Genomic DNA, 23,688 nt, shown 5'->3' with positions numbered 1-23,688 from the left:
ATCGCTATGTTAAGTTAAAGTATTTTCGGATCGGCCGGAAAGGTGTCCTGCATGTTACGATTATCATTTTATAGCGCCAAATCCACCCGAAGCGCAACTGCCCCATCTTTTTTCTGCCCTCAGGCGCTGCAACCACTTTAATTTTTTGAACCCTGTCATCAGGACGATGACAGGAACAACTATAGAAACCGTCACGGTTTCAATGACGTTTTTTTATTGTTGCACCCAAAGGGGCGGATAGCATAGGTTGGCGACAGGTATTTTTTATCTGTAAACGATTCCCTTTTCAGTGCCCATATCGGCAATATTCTCACGGAACATCATTTCCGATTGATATTGGTTCATTTTTCTTTGCGGAAGCCAACCATGCCCACTATTTCACTGTATGAAACTATTATGGTTGTTTCAACTGCGGTCGTTGTCATCGCCTACCACATGAACCTGTACAAAAAGGTACGTAGTGATTCCTTGTCGACGGCCATCGGCATCACCAACCACGCACGCCACCTGTGGGTCCAAGGGGTTATCAGAGACAAGCGCGACATCCTGGCGGTGCAAACGCTGCGCAATCAGGTGATGGCAGCCACGTTTTTGGCCTCTACGGCGATTCTTGTCTGCCTGGGATCGTTCAGCGCCGCGTTTCGACCGGGTGTTTTCATGGAAGTCTCTCATTCGCTCAATCTGCTGGGAACAAAAACCGAAACCTTGTGGATGTTCAAACTGATGCTGCTGGGCATCATCTTCTTCGTCACTTTCTTCAATTTTACGCTCTGCATCCGTTACTACAATCACGTCGGGTTCATGATCAACACGTTTCAGCAAAACGATTCAACCGTCTCGGCCGAAGCGGTTACCCAGGTTCTCAATCACGGCGCGCTGCACTACACCATCGGCATGCGCGGGTTCTATCTGTCGGTGCCGATCGCCTTATGGCTGTTCGGGCCGATCTGGATGTTTGTGGGCAGTCTGATTTTGGTTATCGTTTTATACCGCCTGGATCGTGAGGCCTAAGCAATATTGATGGAATCGTAAAAAGTCGAAATCTCAGGTGTTTTGTCATTCCCACCAAGGCGGGGATCTATAAGATTCAAATAGTTATAGATCCCCACTTTCAAGGGAAGGACACATCGGGGACTTTCTTCGAGGCCATCGATGGTAAACAGGACATTATCATTGGCGTCCCAGTCTAAATTTGCCACCATTCATTGCGTTTATTGCGAAGCTAATTACGGCGATGCAACCCGTGAGAAGACAAAAAATCAGAAGGAAAATTAACGCATGACGGATTCCGCCGCAGAGTCTGAAAAGGGCCACTCGGGAAAACCTCCAGGCGAAAGCGATCAAACCAGGATCGACAGCCGTCTGGCGCGACTTTCACTGGCTGCGTTAGGCGTGGTCTTCGGGGATATTGCCACCAGCCCGATATATGCGATCCGTGAGTGTTTCCACGGAGAGTATGGAATTGCGGTCAGCCCTGTCAACGTCATGGGGATTCTTTCGCTGATGTTCTGGGCGTTGGTAATGATTGTCGGCATGAAATACCTGCTGTTCGTCTTTCGGGCGAACAACCGCGGGGAAGGCGGTGTCATCGCCCTGACCGCCTTGATGCAAGGTCAAAACGGGCTTTCCAAAAAACGGCGTAAGTTGGGCGTTATCGGGCTGGGCCTCTTTGCGGCGTGCCTGCTCTATGGGGATGGCATGATCACGCCGGCGATTTCCGTTTTGAGCGCCGTCGAAGGGATCCGCATTATTACGCCCGTGTTCACCCCCTATGTGATCCCCATCACCGTTGCCATTCTCATCGGTCTGTTTTTGATTCAGCGCCACGGCACGACCCGCGTGGGCGGCCTTTTCGGCCCGGTGATCCTGGTTTGGCTCTGTTTCCTGGCGCTTGCCGGAGGGGTTCAGGTGGCCCGCACACCGCAGGTGCTGGCGGCGGTTCTCCCGTGGCATGCGGCCCAATTTCTGATTTTCAACAAACTGCACGGGTTCGTGGTATTGGGGGCCGTTTTTCTGGTGGTCACCGGGACCGAGGCACTTTACGCGGACATGGGTCATTTCGGCACCCGACCCATTCGGTTGACTTGGTTTGCCATCGTCCTGCCCGCCCTGCTGCTGAATTATTTCGGACAAGGCGCGCTTCTCCTGGGCAGCCCGCAATCGGTGGATCATCCGTTCTACGCCATGGTGCCCTCCTGGGCGATGATTCCGACGGTATTTCTGGCCACCCTGGCCACCATCATTGCCTCGCAGGCGGTCATCAGCGGCGCTTTCTCCATGACCCGCCAGGCCATCCAACTGGGATTCCTGCCGCGATTGAAAACCCGGCACACCTCTGCAAGCCAGATCGGCCAAATCTATGTAGCCCCGGTCAACTGGATGCTCATGGTCTGCACGATTGCCCTGGTGGCCGGTTTTCAAACCTCCAGCAAACTTGCAGCCGCTTACGGGGTGGCCGTAACCTCAACGATGATCATTACCACGGTGCTGTTTTTTGTTGTGGCCCGCCAGCGGTGGAATTGGCCGGTGATGTGGGCTGCACCCCTGGCAGGCCTTTTTCTGCTGGTGGATGTACCGTTTTTTGCGGCCAACCTGAGCAAAATCCTTCACGGAGCCTGGTTTCCGCTGGTCATCGGTGCAGCCTTCTTCACCGTGATGCTCACCTGGGCCAGAGGCCGCCGGATCCTGGCCGACAAGCTGCGCACGATCATGCCGCCGGTTCATCAGTTGATTGTCGATCTGGGCAGCCATCCGCCAAATAAAATCGAGGGCGACGCTGTTTTTTTAGCGGGAAGTCGAAGCGCCGCGCCTATAGCCCTGGTCAACAACGTCAAACACAACTGTGTGCTGCACAGCCGTACCGTCTTGCTTCATTTCCGGGTGGAAGACGTTCCCCGGGTCCCCAGTCTGGAAAAGGTCCAGACCGAAAAATTAGGCGGAGGCTTCTATCGCATCGTGGTTCGCTATGGATTCATGGAGGATCCCAGCCTGGACAATGTATTTTCCCTGGCACGCGATCAAGGGGTGGAGATCGATCCGGAAACGGCCAGCTTCTACATCAGCCGTGAAAACCTGGTCATGGCGGACCCACCCGGCATGGCGCGCTGGCGGTTGAACCTTTTCATGTTCTTGTCGCGCAATGCTGCCGACGCTACCTCGTTTTTCCGTCTTCCGCCGGACCAGGTGATCGAAATCGGCGTTCGTCTGGCCATTTGACAGGCCCGGGAGATGCCTTCGGATCAATTGAACCTTTACCGGCTGACCTTTTCTTTTCAGGATTTTAGCATTATGGATTTTCGTTGGCTGCTCGTCCATCTTTTGCCCTCCATTGGCTTCATTCTGGCGCTGGCTTTGCTCTCCCACATTTTAAGGGAGCGAAGACCGCCGACCAGCACGCTGGCATGGCTGATGGCCATCATTTTCATCCCCTACCTGGGCGTGCCGCTTTACTTGATTTTTGGCGGTCGCAAGATGCTCGACAAGGCCGGGACAAAACCGGAACTCGCCCAAGACAGGAGCCGGCCGCTTAACGATGCCCATATCCGCGACGCGGTTTTGCTTGAACCCGACAGCGGCATCTCCCCACCATCGGCAAACAACCGGGTGACCTTTTTGCTTAAGGGCGAGCAGGCATTTGAAACGATAGTGGATCTTATTCACCAAGCCAGCCACTCTATTTTTGTTGCCACGTTCATATTGGGAAAAGATGAAACCGGCAGTGCCATTGTTCATGCCCTTGCGGAAAAAGCGTCGCAAGGGCTAACCGTTTGTCTGCTTCTGGATGCATTAGGCTCTGTGAGAATATCTCAGAAGTTTCTATCGCCGCTTTTAGCGGCCGGTGGCAGGGTGGCTTTTTTCATGCCCATGATTCACCTGCCTTTCCGGGGCCGGGCCAATTTACGCAATCATCGCAAAATGCTCATCTGCGACAATCGATCGGCAATCATCGGGGGAATGAACCTTGCGTCGGAATACATGGGCCCCCGGGAGGTCGCTGGCCGGTGGCAGGATCTTTCGTTGCTGGTCCAGGGTCCGGTGATTGATCATATCACCGACGTTTTCAGGTCGGATTGGAAATTCGCAAGCAAAGCCCTGCTGGATGGTCATCCGACCACCGACTCGGCAACCCAATTTGAGACCAGCGGTGTCACCCAACTGGTCGCCAGCGGGCCGGATGTCCGCAACGATTCACTGCGCAATGCGATCCTCACCGAAATATTCAGGGCCGAACGACGCATCTGGGTGACGACGCCTTATTTTGTCCCCGATGAAATGCTCTTGGAAGCCCTGTGCATCGCTGTCCGCCGACATGTCGACGTATCCATTATCATACCGAAAAAATCCAATCATCGGCTGGCGGACCTGGTTCGAGAGGGCTATCTGACACGGCTTCAGGAGTCGGGTGCCGATGTATGGCTATACGAACCGCGCATGCTGCACGCCAAGGCGATCCTGGTCGATGATTCGCTTGCCATGGTAGGATCGGCCAACATGGACATGCGAAGTCTGTTGCTGAACTATGAAATCGCGTTGTGTCTCTACGATGCGGATGCAATCGGGCAGCTCGAGTCCTGGATGTTTGATTTAATAAGGAAGGATTGTTCAGCGCGGCAACGACAACCCAAGCGATCGTTTGGGCTTATTGAGAGTGTCGGCAGGCTTTTTGCGCCATTGTTGTAATGGTGCGGGCAAGGTCAGGGTGAACCCATTCGCAGGTTTGCATTGAGGAGGCGGTCACCTTTGGGTAACCCCGGCAACAACCGGCGGTGGTTTCTTTGGTCAGGCCCTTCAATTCCTCATCGGCAAAAGTTAAAACGACAAAAAGGAGGAAAGACGATGGAACCCGGACTGTCTTACAACCCCACATCAATTCTCTGTCCCGTTGACATGAGCGAACTGTCCGATCTGGCCCTAAAATATGCGCACGTCGGCGCACGTATGTTCGATGCATCCCTGACCGTACTGCATGCCATGCACGTCGACGTTCCCCGCTATTTATCACGGGAGTTGACCGCTCAAGTGGTAAAGGAAATAGACCACGCCAGGGCAGCGGGCATTCATGGGCTTGAAGCGCATGTCCGCCGCGTTCTGGGCGACGCCGACAGCAAAAAAGTCCGCATGCGCTATCGCGTGACCGATTCAGAACCCGCGGAGGCCGTCATGCAGGCCTTGGCCGAGAACCAGGACGATCTGGTCGTGATGGGCACCCACGGCTACAGCGGGCTAAAACACTGGATGCTGGGATCGGTCACCGAGAGTATATTACATCGCTCCGAAGCACCCGTGTTCATCGTCCGGCAAAAGATCACCGATTTTATCGATACGACCCAACCGGAGGCAAGGCCCCGCATACAACACATCCTGTGCCCGTGCAATCTTACCACCGCCGCCGGCCATGCGCTGCGGGTGGCCGTCGCCCTGGCCGGCCGATTTGAAGCCCGCCTCACCGTTTTGCGGAGTCTGGAATCCGGTACGGCGACGGATGAGAAAGACTTCCCTGCCTGGATACAGAAGACGGTTCCGGAATTTAATGACATTGATCTCGTTGTGCGCAGAGGAACGGCCGCCGCCCAGGCCATCGACCTGACCAAGGAGATTGACTGCGACCTGATTGTCATCGGCGCCCATCACAAGCAATTCGAACAAGGCACGGTAATGGGGCGCACCACCGAACTGGTATTAAGGCACGCCCCGGTGCCGGTGCTGGCGGTACCCTATCGCAACGAAAAGCGGTGAATAAACCTGAAGGGTTTCAAACAGTGAGGAGTCAAAAATGGCCAGAGTGGCGCTAAACGCACATGCACCTGACTTTACGTTGAATGATTTTTCCGGAAACAGCCTATCCCTCTCGGATTTCACGGGCCGAAAAAATGTGCTCGTGGTTTTTAATCGTGGTTTTTTTTGACCCTTCTGCCGAAGGCACATGGCGCAGTTGCGCCAAGACTATAAACGTTTCGAAAAATTGAGTACGGAAATAATAGTTGTTGGACCGGAAAACGGCGAATCATTTCAAAAATTCTGGAGGAAAGAAGATCTGCCGTTTATCGGGTTGCCCGACCCGGAACACAGGATATTAAAATTATATGGACAGGAGGCCAATTTGTTTAAGCTGGGCAGGCTGCCTGCACAGATGCTTGTCGATAAGTCCGGAATGCTCCGGTTTGTGCATTACGGTCATTCGATGACGGACATCCCTTCAAACAAAGAGATAATGAAGCTGATAGAAGCAATAGACGCCGACCCGGGCTGATTTTCATCACCATGCAATCCACACGGCTGCTGATAGCGCCGGGTGATTCCTGCCGTTACCTAAACAAATCTTTATCTCGACCCGTTTATGATCAATTGAATGCCGTTTGTTGTTAAGATATAATAATTGTCCGACAAAGCCGAACTGCCATGTGCAAAAATATGAATATTGACTCCATGACCATTCGTGCACATTGTTTTCCTGGCTATTCATATTGTTATAAAAATTCCGTCTGATGGAATTAATCATGTCCCACGATGCACCCCATGTTTTCAATCCGTAACCATTAAATCATGGGCGGTCTTCATGATATGCGAACGGTGTGCGATGAGATGTGTGGTTCGCCAATCTTATTCAGTTTTCCAAAATGAAGAAAAAAGGAAGAAAAGTTTATTTTCTTTTAAATTCAGGTGTTTTCGATATAAATTAAAATGATCTGAAAAACCATATGTCGAAAGGAAAAATGAAAATGAAACGACACCTGTATTTTTGGATTATAGCGATTGCGGGAATTTCAGTAACAAGCTGCTATACCCCCCAGGGCCGGCCGGACTACACCGCCTCGGGGGCCCTGGCCGGAGCAGCCACGGGTGCGACCATCGGCGGTATCGCCGGTCGGGGACCCGGCGCCGCCTTCGGCGGAGCCATGGGCGCCATCGTCGGCGGCCTCATCGGCCACGGTCTGGACCAGAACCAGGAAGCACAGCTGCGGGCGCAGGCTCCCCAAACCATGCAGCGGATCGAACAAGGCCAGCCGTTGACGGTGCCGGATGTCAAGGCGCTGGTCAGCGCCGGAATCAGCGACGATCTGATCATCAGTCAGATTCGCAACTCCCGGACGGTCTATCGACTCAGCACAGCGGATATTATCGATCTGAAAAACTCGGGGGCCAGTGACAGGGTCATTGACTTCATGATCAATACGCCGACCCAGATTCCGTCCGCCGAAGTGGCGGGGGTGGTAGGCGCCGTTCCACCGGCGCCGCTGCCGGAAACGGTGGTGGTGGCTCCGGGTCCGGACTATGTATGGGTGGGTGGTTCATGGTTTTGGCTGGGGAGCGGATGGGCCTGGCACCGCGGCTATTGGCATCGGCCGATGCGGCCATACGGATATCGCCGCCACTGGAGATAGCCAGGTTTGGGCGACCTTGAACACGTAAATAGAGTCGGTTGCGAGGAGACAGAATAATGGGGAACCATCCGTTGAAACAAATGGGAACGCCGGGCCAATCCCTGACCGAGCGCCCGGCCTGGAAGGCGCTCGAAGCCCATTTCACCACGATACGTCATCTGCATCTGAGGCAGTTCTTCGCCGACGATCCCGACCGCGGGGAGCGCCTGACCGCCGAAGCCGCCGGCATTTATCTGGACTACTCCAAAAACCGGATCACCGATGAAACCCTACGCCTGCTGATCGGACTGGCCGAGGAATGCGGTCTGCGTGAACGCATCGATGCCATGTTCCATGGCGAGCCGATCAATGTGACCGAAAAACGCGCCGTGCTGCACACGGCCCTGCGTGCCCCCAGGTCCGAGCGGATTGTCGTCGAGGGTCTTGACGTGGTTCCCGAGGTGCATGCGGTGCTCAAACAAATGGCCTCATTCGCACGCCGGGTCCGCAGCGGCGAATGGCAAGGGTACACCGGCAAGCGTATCCGCAACGTCATCAACATCGGCATCGGCGGCTCCGATCTCGGCCCGGTGATGGCTTACGAGGCGCTGCGCCATTACAGCCAACGCGACCTGACCTTCCGATTCATCTCCAATGTGGACGGCACCGACTTCACTGAATCCACACACGATCTCGACCCGGCGGAAACCCTGTTCATCGTCTGTTCGAAGACCTTCACGACGCTCGAAACGCTGACCAACGCCCACAGCGCCCGCGCCTGGTGCCTGCAAGCCCTCGGTGACGAACGCGCCGTGGCCAGGCACTTCGTCGCCGTATCGACCAACGCCGACGGGGTATCCACATTCGGCATCGACACCGCCAATATGTTCGGCTTCTGGGATTGGGTCGGCGGGCGCTACTCCATGGACGCGGCCATCGGCCTGTCGACCATGATTGCCATCGGACCCGAAAACTTCCGTGACATGCTCACCGGCTTTCACAAGATGGACCGACATTTCCGCAGTGCACCGTTCGCACAGAACCTGCCCGTCCTCATGGGGATGCTGACGATTTGGAACAGCAATTTTTTCGATGCGCCCACGGTCGCGGTGCTGCCCTATGATCAGTATCTCAAACGCTTTCCCGCTTACCTGCAGCAGCTGACCATGGAGAGCAACGGTAAACGGGTCACACGAGACGGCACGCGCGTCGCCTATCAAACGGGGCCCATCACCTGGGGCGAACCGGGCACCAACGGCCAGCACTCGTTCTACCAGCTCATCCATCATGGCACCCGGCTGATCCCCTGCGACTTCATCGGCTTCTGCCAGGCCTTGAATCCGTTGGGCAATCATCACGATCTGCTGATGTCCAACCTGTTCGCCCAGACCGAGGCCCTGGCTTTCGGCAAGACGGTGGATGAAGTCAAGGCCGAGGGCACGCCGGAATGGCTCGCACCGCACCGCGCCTTCGAAGGCAACCGCCCGACCAACACCATCCTCGCCGAGCGTCTGACCCCGGAGACGCTGGGACTGTTGGTCGCGCTTTACGAACACAGCGTCTTCACCCAGGGGACCGTCTGGGATATCGATTCGTTCGATCAGTGGGGCGTCGAACTGGGCAAGGTCCTGGCCCAGCGGACGATCCCCGAACTGGAAGGTGCGGGGGAGCCGCAGCTTGCCCACGACAGTTCGACCAACGCACTCATCCGGCGCTACCGCCGACTCAAAGATAAACAAACCTGAATGCCGGTTGCCGCAGCCATCGCCAATCCCAAAACAAAACCGTAAAGCGCCATTTGAAAGCGGTGAAGGTGCCCAATGAACAATCCAAAAGATGCGCCTGAAAAAATAAATTCCCTGGCCGGCCAGCCGGCCACCCCGGCCATGCTGGTGGATATCCCCCGACTCGTCACGTCCTACTACACCCAGGTACCCGACCCCTCCGTACCGGAACAACGGGTGGCCTTCGGCACCTCGGGGCATCGGGGTTCGGCCCTGGATAAGGCGTTCAATGAACAGCATATTCTTGCCATCAGCCAGGCCATCTGCCTCTACCGGAAGCGGCAGAAAATCGACGGCCCCCTATTTCTGGGCATGGACACCCACGCCCTCTCCGTGCCGGCTCACGCCAGCGCGCTGGAGGTGATGGCGGCCAACGGGGTTGAGGTCATGATCGCCAAGGGGGATGAATATACCCCCACCCCGGCCGTTTCCCACGCGATCCTCACATACAACCACGGGCGTAAGACCGGACTGGCCGACGGCATCGTCATCACGCCGTCGCACAATCCACCCCGTGACGGCGGCTTCAAATACAATCCCCCCAACGGCGGGCCGGCGGAATCCGCCGTCACCACCTGGATCGAGGATACGGCGAATGCCCTGCTCGAAAATGGCCTGGCGGGTATGCAGCGGATTCCTTTCGAGAAAGCCATGCGCGTCCCCACGACGCACCGTTACGATTTTCTGAATACCTACACCGCCGATCTGGCCAATGTGCTCGACATGGATGCCATCCGCGGGGCGACGCTCAGCCTGGGGGTCGATCCACTCGGCGGTGCCGGGGTCCACTACTGGAGCGCGATCGCCGAACGCTACGGGTTGAACCTCACGGTCGTAAACCAGGCTGTCGATCCGACCTTCAGTTTCATGACCGTGGATTGGGACGGCCGAATCCGCATGGACCCCTCCTCGCCTTACGCGATGCAGCGGCTGATCGGCCTGAGGGATCGCTTCGAAATCGCCTTCGCCTGCGACACCGACCATGACCGGCACGGGATTGTCACCCGCAGTACAGGCTTGCTGCCGCCCAACCACTACCTGGCGGTGGCCATCTTCTACCTCTTCCGTCACCGGCCGAAGTGGCCCACAACCGCGGCGGTCGGCAAGACCTTGGTCAGCAGCCGGATGATCGATCACGTCGCCGCCAAGCTTGGCCGGAAACTCTACGAGGTGCCGGTCGGTTTCAAGTGGTTCGCCGACGGCCTGTTTGACGGTTTCCTGGGCTTCGGGGGCGAAGAGAGCGCGGGGGCGTCATTCGTCCGTATGGACGGCGGCGTCTGGACGACCGATAAAGATGGCATCATTTTATCGTTGCTGGCGGCGGAGATCACCGCCCGCATGGGCCGCGACCCGGGTGAGATCTATCGCGAACTCACCGGCGAATTCGGCGAACCGGCCTATGACCGCGTCGAAGCACCGGCTACCGCAGAGCAGAAAAAACGGCTGGCAAAACTCTCGCCCGACCAGGTCAAGGGAACCGAACTGGCCGGTGAAAAGATCCGCGAAATTCTCACCCGCGCACCGGGCAACGATGCGCCCGTCGGCGGCTTGAAAGTCATCGCCGAAAGCGGATGGTTCGCGGCGCGCCCGTCGGGGACAGAGGATATTTACAAAATCTACGCCGAGAGTTTTCGCGGCACGGATCATCTGCACCGCATCATCGGGGAAGCCCGGACGCTGGTCAGCGATACGTTGGCAGCGTCCCCGCATCAACCGGATTGAGATCTTCAACGAAGGAAATCGATATGAAGCCAGCAATGATGATCGTCATGGCAATCATTTTGGCGGCGGCAACGGTCACCGAAGCGGCCGAACAGGCGCCGCCGATACCGGCAGAGGAACAGCCGGAGGTTTTGACGCAGGGACCGGTCAATGAGGCATTTGCCCAGCCGTTTAATCTGGAGGACCAGACGGGACTGGTCGCGCCGACCGCGCCGCCGGCCGACATTGAGGAAGTCCCTCCGCCGGAGAGGCCCGCGGGCGAACAGTTTGCATGGGTGCCGGGCTACTGGGGGTGGGATTCGGACAGAAACGGGTATATCTGGGTGAGCGGGTGCTGGCGGGCTGTGCCGCCGGGCATGTCCTGGGTGCCGGGCTACTGGGCACCGTCGGCGGAAGGCTGGCAGTGGGTGGCCGGATTCTGGACACCTGCCGGAAACAAGGAGATCGACTATTTGCCGCCGCCGCCGGCACTGACGGACGTCGAACCGCCGGGACCGCCGCCATCGCCGGACCGGATATGGGTGCCGCCTTGCTGGTACTGGTATCACGGGCAATACCGCCGACGGCCCGGCTACTGGATCGCCGGCCAGACAAACTGGGTATGGATGCCGTCGCATTACGTCTGGACCCCTCGCGGTTATGTGTTTGCAAACGGGCACTGGGACTACTCGCTGGGCCGCCGCGGGGTCCTGTTCGCGCCGATCTATTTTCCGAGGCCCCTTTACGCGCGCCCGGGGTTTTCTTACGCGCTGAGCATCGCCGTCGATATCGGCAACCTGCAGTTCGGCCTGTTCACCCGTCCGCAATACAGCCACTATTATTTCGGCGATTACTACGACAGCGCCTATATCGGCATCGGTATTTTCCCGCGGTTTGAGGTTGAGCGGCGGCGCACCTGGTATGACCCGATTTATGTGCATGACCGCTGGCGCCATCGCAAGGATGAACCGCAATGGGCAAAGCACGAGCGGCAGGAATACGACCGCCGCCGCGCCGACAAGATGCTTCGACCGCCGAAAACGTATCGGGAGATGGAGCGCAGGGTAAGCAAGATGCCGGAAACCCGGCGAAAGAACTTCGAAATCGCTGCGCCGATGACGCGAATTGTCAGGAAAAAGAAAACCTTCACGTTCAAACAGAACCAGCCGGAAGCGCGGCAACAGATATCAAGGCATTCCAACGACGTTCACCAGTTTGTCAAGGAACGGAGCCGTTGGGAATCACAGGGTGCCGGTCGTCAGTCCGGCCGGTCAGGGATGTGGCCGGTACCATCGGCCGGACGCAGTGAAATCGCCTCGCCGGCGAAGCCTAAAGGTCCGGCAATGAATCCATCGGAACGCAAACAATTCAAGCCTGCACAACGCGTCCAGCCGCCAGGCAGCGGCCGGGAACGGCCGACGCCGGCCCCCGAGCAGCAACAACCGGCAGCCATATCATCGCGAAAAGGCCAACCGTATCAGTCGGACCCGGTGAAGATTCGCACCCCTCCGGTAGCCGGCAAGCAGGACGGCGGTTTCTTCCGCAAAAGGCCACCATCCCGGCCGGATGAAGAACAAAACGACCGGAAACGACAATAGCGGATGCCAAGGTTGCGAGATTGGCGAAAAGTATCCACTGCCCGGAGGAGAAACCATGAGCCCACCCACACGCACCAGCCATCCCATCTACAGTCTGCTGCCCACGGACGTCGAGGGGTTCGACTCCCTGGCAGAGCTGGCCCTGGACATGCATTCATCGTGGAATCACTACGCCGACAATGTGTGGCGGCGGCTCGATCCCGAATTATGGGAAATCACGCATAACCCCTGGGTGGTTCTGCAGACGGTTGCACGCGACCGGATCGAACACGTGTTAGCCGATCCTGCTTTTCGTAAAAGCGTCGATGACCTGGTACGGGACCGGCGGCAAGCGGTAGCGGCACCCGCATGGTTTCAACAGAACCATTCCTCAAGTCCCCTGAGCTGCGCCGCTTATTTCAGCCTGGAATTCATGTTGAGCGAAGCGCTGCCCATCTATTCGGGCGGGCTTGGCAATGTGGCCGGCGATCAGCTCAAGGCTGCCAGCGATCTGGGTGTACCCGTGGTCGGGGTGGGGCTGCTCTACCAGCAAGGTTATTTCCGCCAGGTGATCGACAAGGACGGCGCGCAACAAGCCCTCTTCCCATATAACGACCCCGGCCAGCTGCCGATCACGCCGTTGCGCCGGGCCGACGGCGAGTGGCTGCGTCTGGAGATCGCTCTGCCGGGGTATTCGGTCTGGCTGCGTGCCTGGCAGGTCCAGGTCGGAAGAACGACGCTGTACCTGCTGGACAGCAATGACGCGGCCAACGTCCCCGCGCATCGCGGAATAGCCAGCGAGCTTTACGGCGGCGGGCCGGAACTGCGCCTCAAGCAGGAACTGCTCCTCGGGATCGGCGGATGGCGCCTGCTGGGTGCGCTGGGCATCCAGCCGGAAGTCTGCCATCTGAACGAGGGGCATGCGGCTTTCGCCGTACTGGAGCGCGCCCGGAGTTTCATGCAGGAGTCTGCGCAGCCCTTTGACGTCGCCCTGGCCGTCACCCGGGCCGGGAACCTGTTCACCACCCACACGGCCGTGGCCGCCGGCTTTGACCGTTTTCCCCCGGCGCTCATTGAACAATACCTCGGCGGCTATGCCGAGCAGAAACTCGGCATCGCCCTTAACGAGTTGATGGCCTTGGGGCGCAGGGACCCGAACGACGCGTCGGAAAGCTTCAACATGGCCTACCTGGCCATCCGCGGCAGCGGGGCGGTCAATGGCGTCAGCCGCCTGCACGGCAAAGTCAGCCGACAGCTCTTCGCGCCTCTTTTTCCGCAGTGGCCGGCGGAAGAAGTGCCTGTCGGACACGTGACCAACGGCGTCCACATGCCAACCTGGGACTCGGCCCCGGCCGATGATCTCTGGACGGGAGCCTGCGGCAAGGACCGCTGGCTGGGACCGACCGAACCGTTGGAGCAGCATATTCGCCGCGTCTCCGACGCCAACCTGTGGCAGTTTCGCATCGCCGCCAGCCAGTCTCTGGTCAGGTACGCCCGTGAGCGCTTGTCCCGGCAACTGACCGCCTGCGGCGCGGCGCCCGAGGCAGTGGCCGAAGTGCAGCAGTTCTTTGATCCCCACGCGCTGACCCTGGGCTTTGCACGCCGCTTCGCTACCTACAAGCGGCCGAACCTGCTGCTGCACGACCCACAGCGGCTGCTGCGCCTGCTGACCCATCCCGATCGCCCGGTGCAGCTCATCATCGCCGGAAAGGCCCATCCCGACGACGGCGCCGGGCAGGCCCTGGTCCACGAATGGATCAATTTCATCCGCCGGCCGGAAGTCCGACCCCACATCATCTTTCTGAGCGACTACGACATGCTGCTCACCGAGCACCTGGTCCAGGGGGTGGATGTCTGGATCAACACACCGCGCCGGCCCTGGGAGGCGTGCGGCACCAGCGGCATGAAAGTACTCGTCAACGGCGGCATCAATCTCTCGGAACTGGACGGCTGGTGGGCCGAAGCCTACACCCCTGATGTCGGATGGGCGCTGGGGGACGGCCGGGAGCATGGCGACGACCCCGCTTGGGATGCGATCGAAGCCACTGCACTCTACAATCTGCTCGAGCAGGAGATCGTCCCGGAATTTTATGCCCGCGACGAACAGGGCATTCCCACGGCCTGGGTGGCACGCATGCGCGAAAGCATGGCGAAATTGACACCTCGTTTTTCGGCCAACCGCGCGGTGCGCGAATATACCGAACAGCACTACATCCCGGCGGCGTCAGCTTACGCTGCACGCGCTGCCGATGAAGGTGCCCTGGGCAGGCAGATGGTAGCTTGGCGCCAGGCAACTGAAAAGCAATGGGCCGGGTTGCGCTTCGGTGAAGTGAAGATAACGACCAAAGACGCGCAGCACAGGGTCGACGTTCAGCTCTTTCTCAACGGCTTCGATCCAAAAGATATACGAGTGGAGCTTTTTGCCGATGGATTGGACGGCGGCGAGCCCGTGCAACAGGGGATGAAACCTATTGGCATATCGCCCGACGCCCCGGACGGCACCATTTACCGTGCGACGGTGTCCGCTGCCCGTCCGGAGACGGACTATACGGCGCGAGTGATACCGCAGTTTGACGGCGTTGGGGTTCCTTTGGAAGAAGCACGAATCCTTTGGCAGCGATGACAGTTCCGTCGGAACAATGAGTGATCGGTGCGTTCTCGGCCTTGGCAGGAACAAGGAGGATTGAACCATGCAGACAATATCGCTATCCCCGGAACTGCTCCACAAAATGGACGCCTACTGGCGGGCCGCCAACTACCTGTCGGTCGGCCAGATTTATCTTTACGACAATCCGCTGCTGAGACGGCCGCTGACCCTATCGGATGTCAAGCACATGCTGCTGGGGCACTGGGGCACGACCCCCGGGCAGAATTTCATTTACGTTCACCTGAATCGGGTCATTAAAAAATACGACCTTGACATGATCTACGTCTCCGGCCCCGGGCACGGCGGTCCGGCTGTCGTGGCCAACACCTACCTCGAAGGCACCTACAGCGAGATCTATCCCGACATCACCCGGGATGAAGCCGGGTTGCGCAAGCTCTTCATCCAGTTTTCCTTTCCCGGGGGCATTCCCAGCCACGCGTCGCCGGAAACGCCCGGGTCGATCCACGAGGGCGGTGAGCTGGGCTATTCGCTCAGCCACGCCTTCGGGGCGGTATTCGACAACCCCGGCCTCATCGTCGCCTGCGTCGTCGGCGACGGCGAGGCCGAGACCGGACCGCTGGCCACGGCCTGGCATTCCAACAAGTTTCTCAACCCGGCCACCGACGGCGCGGTGCTGCCCATCCTGCACCTCAACGGATACAAGATCGCCAACCCGACCGTCCTGGCGCGCATCACCCGCGAGGAGTTGGAGCAGTTGCTGCGCGGCTACGGGTATACCCCCTACTTCGTCGAGGGCCACGAGCCCGGGAAGATGCATGCGGCCATGGCCGCGACCCTCGATACGGCGGTTGAGCAGATCCGAAGGATCCAGGAGGACGCCCGCAACCACGGCAACCTCACGCGGCCGCGCTGGCCGATGATCGTACTCAATTCGCCCAAAGGCTGGACCGGGCCTAAAATCATCGACGGCGTGCCGATCGAAGGCACCTTCCACGCACACCAGGTGCCGCTCTCCGATCCGGCTGACCACCCCGACCACCTCAGGATGCTGGAGGCATGGCTGAAAAGCTACCGGCCCGAGGAACTCTTCGACGAGAAAGGCCGCCTGAAACCGGAACTGGCCGAACTGGCGCCCAAGGGAGAACGGCGCATGGGCGCCAACCCGCATGCCAACGGCGGCTTGCTGCTGCGCAACCTGCAGATGCCCGATTTCCGGGGCTATACCGTCGATGTTCCCTCGCCGGGGATACCCGGTATCGGCGACACGCACGTGCTCGGACCGTTCCTGCGCGATGTGGTCAAACTGAACCGCCAGCAAGGCAATTTTCGGATCTTTGGCCCTGACGAAACCCTATCCAACGGACTGGAGGCCCTCTTCGACGTCACCCAACGCCAATGGAACGCCGCCACCATGCCCAACGACGAGTCCCTCTCACCTGCCGGGCGCGTCATGGAAATGCTCAGCGAGCACCAGTGCGAGGGGTGGCTGGAGGGCTACCTGCTTTCCGGCCGCCACGGCCTCTTCAACTGCTACGAAGCCTTCATCCACATCGTCGATTCCATGTTCAACCAGCACGCCAAGTGGCTAAAGGTCACCTCGAACCTGGCGTGGCGGCGCAAGATCGCCTCGCTGAACATCCTGCTGGCTTCGCACGTCTGGCGCCAGGACCACAACGGCTTCACCCACCAGGATCCCGGCTTCATCGACCACGTCGTCAACAAGAAGGCCTCCGTCGTGCGGGTTTACCTGCCGCCGGACGCCAACTGCCTGCTGTCGGTGATGGACCACTGCCTGCGCAGCCGCCATTACGTCAACGTCGTGGTCGCCGGCAAACACCCGGCGCCCCAATGGCTGACCATGGACGCCGCGATCAGGCACTGCACTGCGGGCATCGGCATCTGGCCGTGGGCCGGCAACGACCATGGAGCAACACCCGACGTGGTCATGGCCTGCTGCGGCGACGTGCCCACGCTGGAGACGCTGGCCGCGGTTTCCATTATGCGCGAGCACCTGCCGGACCTGAAAATCAGGGTTGTCAACGTCGTCGACCTGATGAAGCTGCAGCCGCAAAGCGAGCATCCCCACGGATTGAGCGACGCGGATTACGATGCGCTGTTTCCCAGCGACAAACCGGTGATTTTCGCCTTCCACGCCTACCCGTGGCTGATCCACCGGCTGACCTACCGCCGCGCCAACCACGATCACATCCATGTTCGCGGCTACAAGGAGGAAGGCACGATCACCACGCCCTTCGACATGACCGTGCTCAACGACCTGGATCGCTTTCACCTGGTGATGGACACCATCGACCGCCTGCCGCAGACCGGTGAAAAGGGATTCCGCCTGAAGCAACGACTCAAAAACAAGCTGCTCGAGCACAGGCAGTACATCAACACATACGGCCAGGATCTTCCGGAAATCCGCAACTGGACGTGGAACTCACTCCGGAAGTTAAAAAGATGAACAAGAAAACAAGTATCCTGAAATATAGCTATGACAGAGGAGAGAACAACGTGAGGAGTTCCCTGCCGATAATGCTGTTTTCCATATTCTGGGCTGTGGCCACCCTGGCGGCTGCAATGACCTTGACGGTCGGCCATTTCAGCGCCGGCGACATGGGTGGCTGGAAAACGAAATCATTTCTCGGGATGACCGATTATCAGTTGGTAACGCAGGATGGCCGCCAGGTTCTGGAAGCCCACAGTAAGGGCACCGCTTCGGGACTCGTTCGAGAAATTCGGATCGATCTGGAAAAGCTGCCTTTCCTGAACTGGTCGTGGCGGGTCGATGATGTCCTGACCAATATCGATGAACGGACCCAAGCCGGTGACGATTATCCGGCCCGGGTCTATGTCATCGTCTCCGGCGGCATTGCCTTCTGGCGCACGAGAACCTTGATTTATGTCTGGTCCAGCCGGCAGCCGGTCGGCAGCATTTGGGAAAACGCCTTTACCGCGAACGCCCGCGTCATGGCCCTGCAGTCCGGCAAGGGAAGCGGCTGGGCCACCGAACATCGGGACGTGCGCGCCGATTTCAGAAAATGCTTCGACGATGGCATCAGTTTCATTGACGCCGTTGCCATCATGACCGACACGGATAACAGCCGGCAGGAAGCCGCTGCCTGGTATGGGGATATTTTTTTCTCGACCCAATAAGATTTGGCGGGTGTTGCCTAAAAACAAGGAGATAAAATATGGCGTCCGATAGAAAAAAAGAACTACAGGAAAATTTAAAGGAGAAGTTTCGTTCATTTTTTGGCTCCCCGCCTCCCCGAAAAGCAGGGAGCAGCCTGACCCCCATGGCGCATTCCAACATCTGGTATTTTCTGATGGTGCTGTTTTTATTTTTTACAATGGCTTCAGTTTCATCCGCAGCGCAACCATCGGCGGAAGCGGTCAAGGAGAAGGTGTCGGAAGCCGCCGAGGCAATCAAAAATTATTCCGTCGAGCAGCGCAATCAAGCCCTCAAGAAGGCGCAGGCGCTCCTCGACGACCTGGACGCCCGCATCGAACCCATGGAATCCCGTCTGAATGATAAATGGGGCCAAATGGATCAGACGACCCGCCAGAAAATGGTGGATACCCTTACAGCCCTCAGGAAACAGCGCAACGAGGCCGCCGAGTGGTACGGCGGATTGAAGCACAGCTCGGGCAATGCATGGGAAGATGTCAAAAAAGGTTTTTTGAATAGCTACCATGATCTTCAGAACACCTTCGATAAAGCGCGGAACGAATTCTAGAAACCTGAGGGACAGCCTGCATAACACGATGCACAAGAATCCATCCAAAACAGGGAGAAATATACATGACGGGTCATGACAAAAAAAAGCGATGCGATATCGGGTTGATCGGCCTGGGGGTCATGGGAAGTAATTTTGCCCTTAACATCGCCGATCATGGCTTTTCGGTGGCCGGCTACAACCGTAAAGAAGAAAAAATCAGGCAGCTGTCCGAAATGAAGAGCGAGTACCATAAAATAGAAACGACCCGGGACATCCGGTCATTATGTCAAATGGTGAAAACGCCCAGGGCCATTGTATTGCTCGTGCCGGCCGGTCGGGCGGTTGACGCCGTGATCGAAAGCCTCGCGTCCCACCTGCAGGCCGGCGACCTGATCATCGACAGCGGCAACTCCCATTTTACGGACACGGATCGCCGCATCCAATCGCTGTCCGAAAAAGGCCTGATCTTCATGGGCATGGGCATGTCCGGCGGCGAAAGCGGTGCCCGTTGCGGCCCCAGCCTGATGCCCGGCGGACCTGAAGAAGGCTACGAGCGGGTCAGGCCCATCCTGGAGGCAGCGGCGGCCCATGTGGAGGCGGCCCCCTGTGTGGCCTATCTGGGGTCCGGCTCGGTCGGACACTATGTTAAAATGGTGCACAACGGCATCGAATACGGCTTGATGCAGCTCATTTCCGAGACCTATGACCTGATGAAACGGGGTCTGGGGTTGAAACCCGATGAATTGCATGCGGTATTCGCGCGCTGGAACCAGGATGAATTGAATAGTTATCTAATTGAAATAACAGCGGATATATTTCTTCAGAAAGACGAAAAAACCGGTAAGCCCCTCGTTGACTTGATTCTGGATGAAGCCAAACAGAAAGGCACCGGGGAATGGACCGTCCGCGAGGCCCTGGGCCTTCAGGTTCCTACCGTTACCATCGACGCCGCGGTCATGATGCGCGACATGTCCACCTATAAGACACAACGCGAAAAAGCCGGCCGGATGCTCAAGGGGCCAAACCCGCGCTTCGAAGGAAAAAAAGACGATATCGTGCAGCAGATCAAAAATGCGCTCTATGCGGCCATGATTATCACCTATACCCAGGGCCTGGCATTGCTTGCAAAGGCATCCGGCACCTATCACTATAACTTAAACGTGGAAACCGTGGCACGCATCTGGCGAGGCGGATGTATTATCCGGGCGACCCTGCTGGAAGCGATCCGATCCGCCTATAAATCCAATCCCGATCTGGAAAATCTTCTCTTCGATGGGCATTTGGGCCAGTCCGTGGCAGCCCGGCAAGCCGACCTGAGAGGTGTGGTTCGCACCGGCGCGGCCCTGGGACTGCCGATGCCGGGTCTGATGACGGCCCTGGCCTACTTTGACGCCTTGCGCTGCGGCCGGCTGCCGGCCAACCTGATCATGGCCCAGCGCGACTATTTCGGCGCCCACACCTATGAACGGGTGGATGAAGCCGGTATTTTTCACACGCAATGGGGAAAATAAGGAGCCCGCATGGAAAAGGAAAAAGGCAGTGACCCGACGGCTTTCATTATCTTCGGGGCCTCGGGCGATCTGACGTGGCGCAAACTGGTGCCCGCACTCTACAACCTGTACCTGAGCGGCTGGCTTCCCGAAAAATTCGATATTCTTGGCATGAGCGTCGATGAGATGAATGATGAAACGTTCCGGAATCATCTGCGCGAGGGTGTGAATCAATTCTCCCGTCGGGGCAAGGCCAAAGACGATGACTGGAAAAAATTTGCCGAATGCCTCCATTATGCCAGGGCGGACCTGAGCGATGCCAAAATATATAAAGATCTGGCGAAGACGCTCGCTTCCCGTGAAAAAAAATGGGGGGCGGAAGCCAACCGCATTTTCTATCTCGCCCTGCCCCCCGGCATGGTTGAACCAGTGGCCCAAAATCTGGGAATCGCCAGGTTGAACGAAAAACGACAACGGACCCGCATCGTCGTCGAAAAGCCGTTCGGGCACGATCTTACGTCGGCGCGTGATTTAAACCGTATTCTGATCGATATTTTCGAAGAACGTCAGATCTTCCGCATCGATCATTACCTGGGCAAGGAAACCGTTCAGAACATTCTTGCCTTTCGCTTCGGCAATGCGCTTTTCGAGCCCGTCTGGAACCGCCAGTTTATCGATCACGTTCAGATCACCGTGGCCGAGGAGGTGGGCATCGGCCATCGCGGGGCATACTATGACAAAGCCGGTGCGCTCAGGGACATGATTCAGAATCACCTGCTGCAGGTCCTCTGCCTGATCGCCATGGAAGCACCGGTTTCGTTTGACGATAACGAAATCCGCAACAAGAAAGTGGACGTGCTGCATGCCATACGGCCCATCCTGCCTGAACAGGTGCAGCAGTTCGCCGTACGCGGCCAGTATGGCGCAGGGAAAATCAACGGAAAAATCGTCAAGGGGTATCATGACGAGGAAGACGTTGCCGACAATTCCTTCACGGAAACCTTCGTAGCCACCAAATTTTATGTGGACAACTGGCGATGGCAGGGCGTCCCTTTTTTCCTGAGAACCGGCAAACGGCTGCCGGCGAAGATTTCAGAGATTCTGATTCAGTTCAAACCCGTTCCCCATCAGACATTTCCCGCATCCGCAACCCTGGATCTGCGCCCCAACCGCCTGCTGATCGCCATCCAGCCCGAAGAGGGAATCCTGCTGCGCTTTCAGGTCAAAAAGCCAGGCCCCGTGATGCACCTCTCCCCGGTGATGATGCAGTTTTACTATCGCGAAGCCTTTAACGTGGCGCCGCCGGAGGCCTATGAAACGCTGCTGCTCGATATCACCAAAGGCGACGCCACACTTTTTTTGCGCAGGGACCAGACGGAAGCAGCCTGGTCGGTTATTGCGCCCATCCTGGATGTCTGGAATGCAGTGAAATCAGCCGATTTCCCCAATTACCAGGCCGGCACCTGGGGACCGGAAGGGGCCGACACCCTGATCGCCCAGGACGGTATCAGCTGGATAGCCCCCACGCCCCTGCAGTGCCAGGGTGACACGGCGGTGTGCAGCATTACCACGGAGCCGCGATCATGATCCGCACGCTGCCCGACCCGGAAGCGTTATGCCGGGCTGCGGCAGAGCTTTTTGTGCAGCAGGCGCAGCTTTCCGTAATCCGGCGCCAGCGCTTCGCCGTGGCGCTTTCCGGTGGGCAGACCCCCCGGCGGCTGTATGAGATATTGGCCGTTCCGCCCTTGCGTGATGCGGTCGCCTGGAACAAGATCCACGTTTTCTGGGGGGATGAACGTTGCGTGCCGTCGGGTGACCAGCGCAGCAATGTGCGCATGGCCCGGGAAGCGCTTCTTGACCGAATTCCCGTACCGCCGGATCAGATTCACCCCATCTCATGCGATGAGAACCCCGCCCAGGCCGCACGACAATACGGTGACCTGCTGCACGATTTCTTTGGCGGCGGCCCTCCGGTCTTCGATCTGATCCTGCTGGGCCTAGGCGAAGACGGACATACCGCGTCCCTTTTTCCGCAAGCGGAAATCCTCAACGATCAAACCGCCTGGACGGCTTCGGTTTATGTAAAAGCCCAGAAGATGCATCGGGTAACCCTGATGCCTGCGGTGATCAACCGGGCACGACTGGTGGTCTTTCTGGTCTCCGGTGACGCCAAAGCGGTTGTATTGAAAGCGGTGCTCAACGCACCGGCGGATCCGTTGCGGCTGCCGGCCCAGCTTGTCCGACCCAGGACCGGCGAGCTGGTCTGGCTGGCGGACAAAGCCGCGGCAGCCCAACTGGCTTAGTGATGAACGCTTCTGTCTGCTCGATCTCAGGATCCTGATTGATCAGGCCGCTTCAACAACGTGGAGGAGAAATTATGGACAGATTGTTTACGCCGCTCAAATTGAGATCCGTTGAATTCAAGAACCGCATCTTTGTTTCGCCCATGTGCCAATATTCCAGCGAGGACGGGATGGCAAACGATTGGCATCTGGTGCACCTGGGCAGCCGGGCGGTGGGCGGAGCGGCGATGGTCATGGTGGAGGCCACTGCCGTGTCTCCGGAAGGCCGCATTTCCCCGGGGGACTGCGGGATGTGGACCGACGGGCAGGCCACAGCCTTCACGCCCATTACCCGCTTCATCGCCCGGCAGAACTGCGTGCCGGGCATTCAACTGGCCCATGCCGGGCGCAAGGCCTCCACGGATGCACCCTGGCACGGTGGGCGGGCATTGGGTGAGCCGGAAGGGGGCTGGACGCCGGTCGCGCCCAGTCCGCTGGCCTTCAGCGAGGCATCGCCAGTCCCCCGTGAGATGACGCAGGCGGACATCGATGCGTTGATCGGTCAGTTTGTCGCCGCCGCCGGGCGCTGCCTCGATGCGGGATTCCAGGTCCTTGAACTGCATATGGCCCATGGTTATCTGCTGCACGAATTTCTCTCTCCGCTGTCCAATCGGCGCACGGATCAATACGGGGGCAGCGCGGCCAACCGCATGCGCCTGCCATTGCAGGTCACTGCGGCGGTGCGTGAAACCTGGCCGGACCATCTGCCCCTTTTTGTGCGCCTCTCCTGCACGGACTGGGTGGACGGCGGCTGGGATCTGGCCCAGTCCATCGAGTTGTCCCGCAGACTCAAGAAAACGGGCGTCGATCTCATCGACTGTTCCAGCGCCGGGATGGTGCCGGATGCGAAGATACCGGTCGGGCCCGGTTTCCAGGTTCCCTTGGCGGCAGCCATCCGCGATCAGGCGCACATCGCCACCGGCGCGGTGGGTTTGGTCACCCATGCGGTGCAGGCCGAGCAGATCGTGGGCACGGGCCAGGCCGACGCGGTCCTGCTGGCGCGCGAGATGCTGCGCGACCCCTATTGGCCATTGCATGCCGCCCGCATCCTGGACACGGCGGTGCCCTGGCCGCGCCAGTATGCAAGGGCCAAAATAGGATGA

At 58.3% G+C, this 23,688-nt stretch carries 16 protein-coding genes and 1 pseudogene; all 17 read left to right on the top strand.

All coding sequences use genetic code 11. The features are described 5' to 3' along the window. The first annotated feature begins 366 nt into the window (after positions 1–366). The 17 genes and pseudogenes from ACHZBS_RS20475 to ACHZBS_RS20395 all read left to right on the top strand — a co-directional run bounded on the left by ACHZBS_RS20475 (position 367) and on the right by ACHZBS_RS20395 (position 23,688). Positions 367–1,011: a DUF599 domain-containing protein gene (locus ACHZBS_RS20475; RefSeq protein ID WP_319408377.1), complete on the top strand. Its 645-nt coding sequence runs from the start codon at positions 367–369 to the stop codon at positions 1,009–1,011. A 267-nt stretch (positions 1,012–1,278) separates the two neighbouring features. Further along, entirely contained in the window at positions 1,279–3,216 is a 1,938-nt protein-coding gene (locus ACHZBS_RS20470; protein ID WP_319408376.1) for a potassium transporter Kup, read from the top strand. Between the two features lie 72 nt (positions 3,217–3,288). Continuing rightward, positions 3,289–4,680, top strand: a complete 1,392-nt coding sequence (gene cls, locus ACHZBS_RS20465; protein WP_319408375.1) for a cardiolipin synthase — start codon at positions 3,289–3,291, stop codon at positions 4,678–4,680. A 156-nt stretch (positions 4,681–4,836) separates the two neighbouring features. Next, a complete protein-coding gene (locus ACHZBS_RS20460) occupies positions 4,837–5,736 on the top strand; it encodes a universal stress protein (protein WP_319408374.1) in 900 nt (299 codons plus the stop codon). A gap of 181 nt (positions 5,737–5,917) precedes the next feature. Next, positions 5,918–6,250 (top strand): annotated as a pseudogene (locus ACHZBS_RS20455) (peroxiredoxin family protein); the annotation flags it as partial. A gap of 469 nt (positions 6,251–6,719) precedes the next feature. Then, positions 6,720–7,382, top strand: a complete 663-nt coding sequence (locus ACHZBS_RS20450; protein ID WP_319408373.1) for a YXWGXW repeat-containing protein — start codon at positions 6,720–6,722, stop codon at positions 7,380–7,382. 56 nt (positions 7,383–7,438) lie between these two features. Continuing rightward, complete coding sequence (gene pgi, locus ACHZBS_RS20445; protein ID WP_319408372.1) at positions 7,439–9,106, top strand: glucose-6-phosphate isomerase; 1,668 nt, start codon at positions 7,439–7,441, stop codon at positions 9,104–9,106. Between the two features lie 75 nt (positions 9,107–9,181). Further along, complete coding sequence (pgm, locus tag ACHZBS_RS20440) at positions 9,182–10,867, top strand: phosphoglucomutase (alpha-D-glucose-1,6-bisphosphate-dependent) (RefSeq protein WP_319408371.1); 1,686 nt, start codon at positions 9,182–9,184, stop codon at positions 10,865–10,867. Positions 10,868–10,890: 23 nt separating this feature from the next. Beyond that, positions 10,891–12,444, top strand: coding sequence for a hypothetical protein (locus ACHZBS_RS20435; RefSeq protein ID WP_319408370.1), 1,554 nt, complete (start codon positions 10,891–10,893; stop codon positions 12,442–12,444). Between the two features lie 55 nt (positions 12,445–12,499). Next, entirely contained in the window at positions 12,500–15,046 is a 2,547-nt protein-coding gene (glgP, locus tag ACHZBS_RS20430) for an alpha-glucan family phosphorylase (protein ID WP_319408369.1), read from the top strand. Between the two features lie 67 nt (positions 15,047–15,113). After that, positions 15,114–17,495, top strand: a complete 2,382-nt coding sequence (locus tag ACHZBS_RS20425) for a phosphoketolase family protein (RefSeq protein ID WP_319408368.1) — start codon at positions 15,114–15,116, stop codon at positions 17,493–17,495. Further along, the gene (locus tag ACHZBS_RS20420) at positions 17,492–18,187 is read left to right on the top strand and encodes a DUF3047 domain-containing protein (protein ID WP_319408367.1); all 696 of its coding nucleotides are present in this window, start codon (positions 17,492–17,494) and stop codon (positions 18,185–18,187) included. The genes ACHZBS_RS20425 and ACHZBS_RS20420 overlap by 4 nt, the downstream gene beginning before the upstream one ends. A gap of 38 nt (positions 18,188–18,225) precedes the next feature. Next, a complete protein-coding gene (locus tag ACHZBS_RS20415) occupies positions 18,226–18,771 on the top strand; it encodes a hypothetical protein (RefSeq protein WP_319408366.1) in 546 nt (181 codons plus the stop codon). 65 nt (positions 18,772–18,836) lie between these two features. Then, positions 18,837–20,264: an NADP-dependent phosphogluconate dehydrogenase gene (gndA, locus tag ACHZBS_RS20410; protein ID WP_319408365.1), complete on the top strand. Its 1,428-nt coding sequence runs from the start codon at positions 18,837–18,839 to the stop codon at positions 20,262–20,264. A gap of 9 nt (positions 20,265–20,273) precedes the next feature. Continuing rightward, positions 20,274–21,830, top strand: a complete 1,557-nt coding sequence (gene zwf / locus ACHZBS_RS20405; RefSeq protein ID WP_319408364.1) for a glucose-6-phosphate dehydrogenase — start codon at positions 20,274–20,276, stop codon at positions 21,828–21,830. Beyond that, complete coding sequence (pgl, locus tag ACHZBS_RS20400) at positions 21,827–22,546, top strand: 6-phosphogluconolactonase (RefSeq protein WP_319408363.1); 720 nt, start codon at positions 21,827–21,829, stop codon at positions 22,544–22,546. The genes zwf and pgl overlap by 4 nt, the downstream gene beginning before the upstream one ends. Positions 22,547–22,620: 74 nt before the next feature. Beyond that, on the top strand, positions 22,621–23,688 hold the full coding sequence (locus ACHZBS_RS20395; protein ID WP_319408362.1) for an NADH:flavin oxidoreductase/NADH oxidase: 1,068 nt from the start codon (positions 22,621–22,623) through the stop codon (positions 23,686–23,688).

Origin of the sequence: uncultured Desulfosarcina sp. (assembly GCF_963664155.2) — a bacterium.
Classification (GTDB): domain Bacteria; phylum Desulfobacterota; class Desulfobacteria; order Desulfobacterales; family Desulfosarcinaceae; genus Desulfosarcina.
Note: the sequence above shows the minus strand (reverse complement) of the source record. Positions and strands in the feature narration are given on the sequence as shown.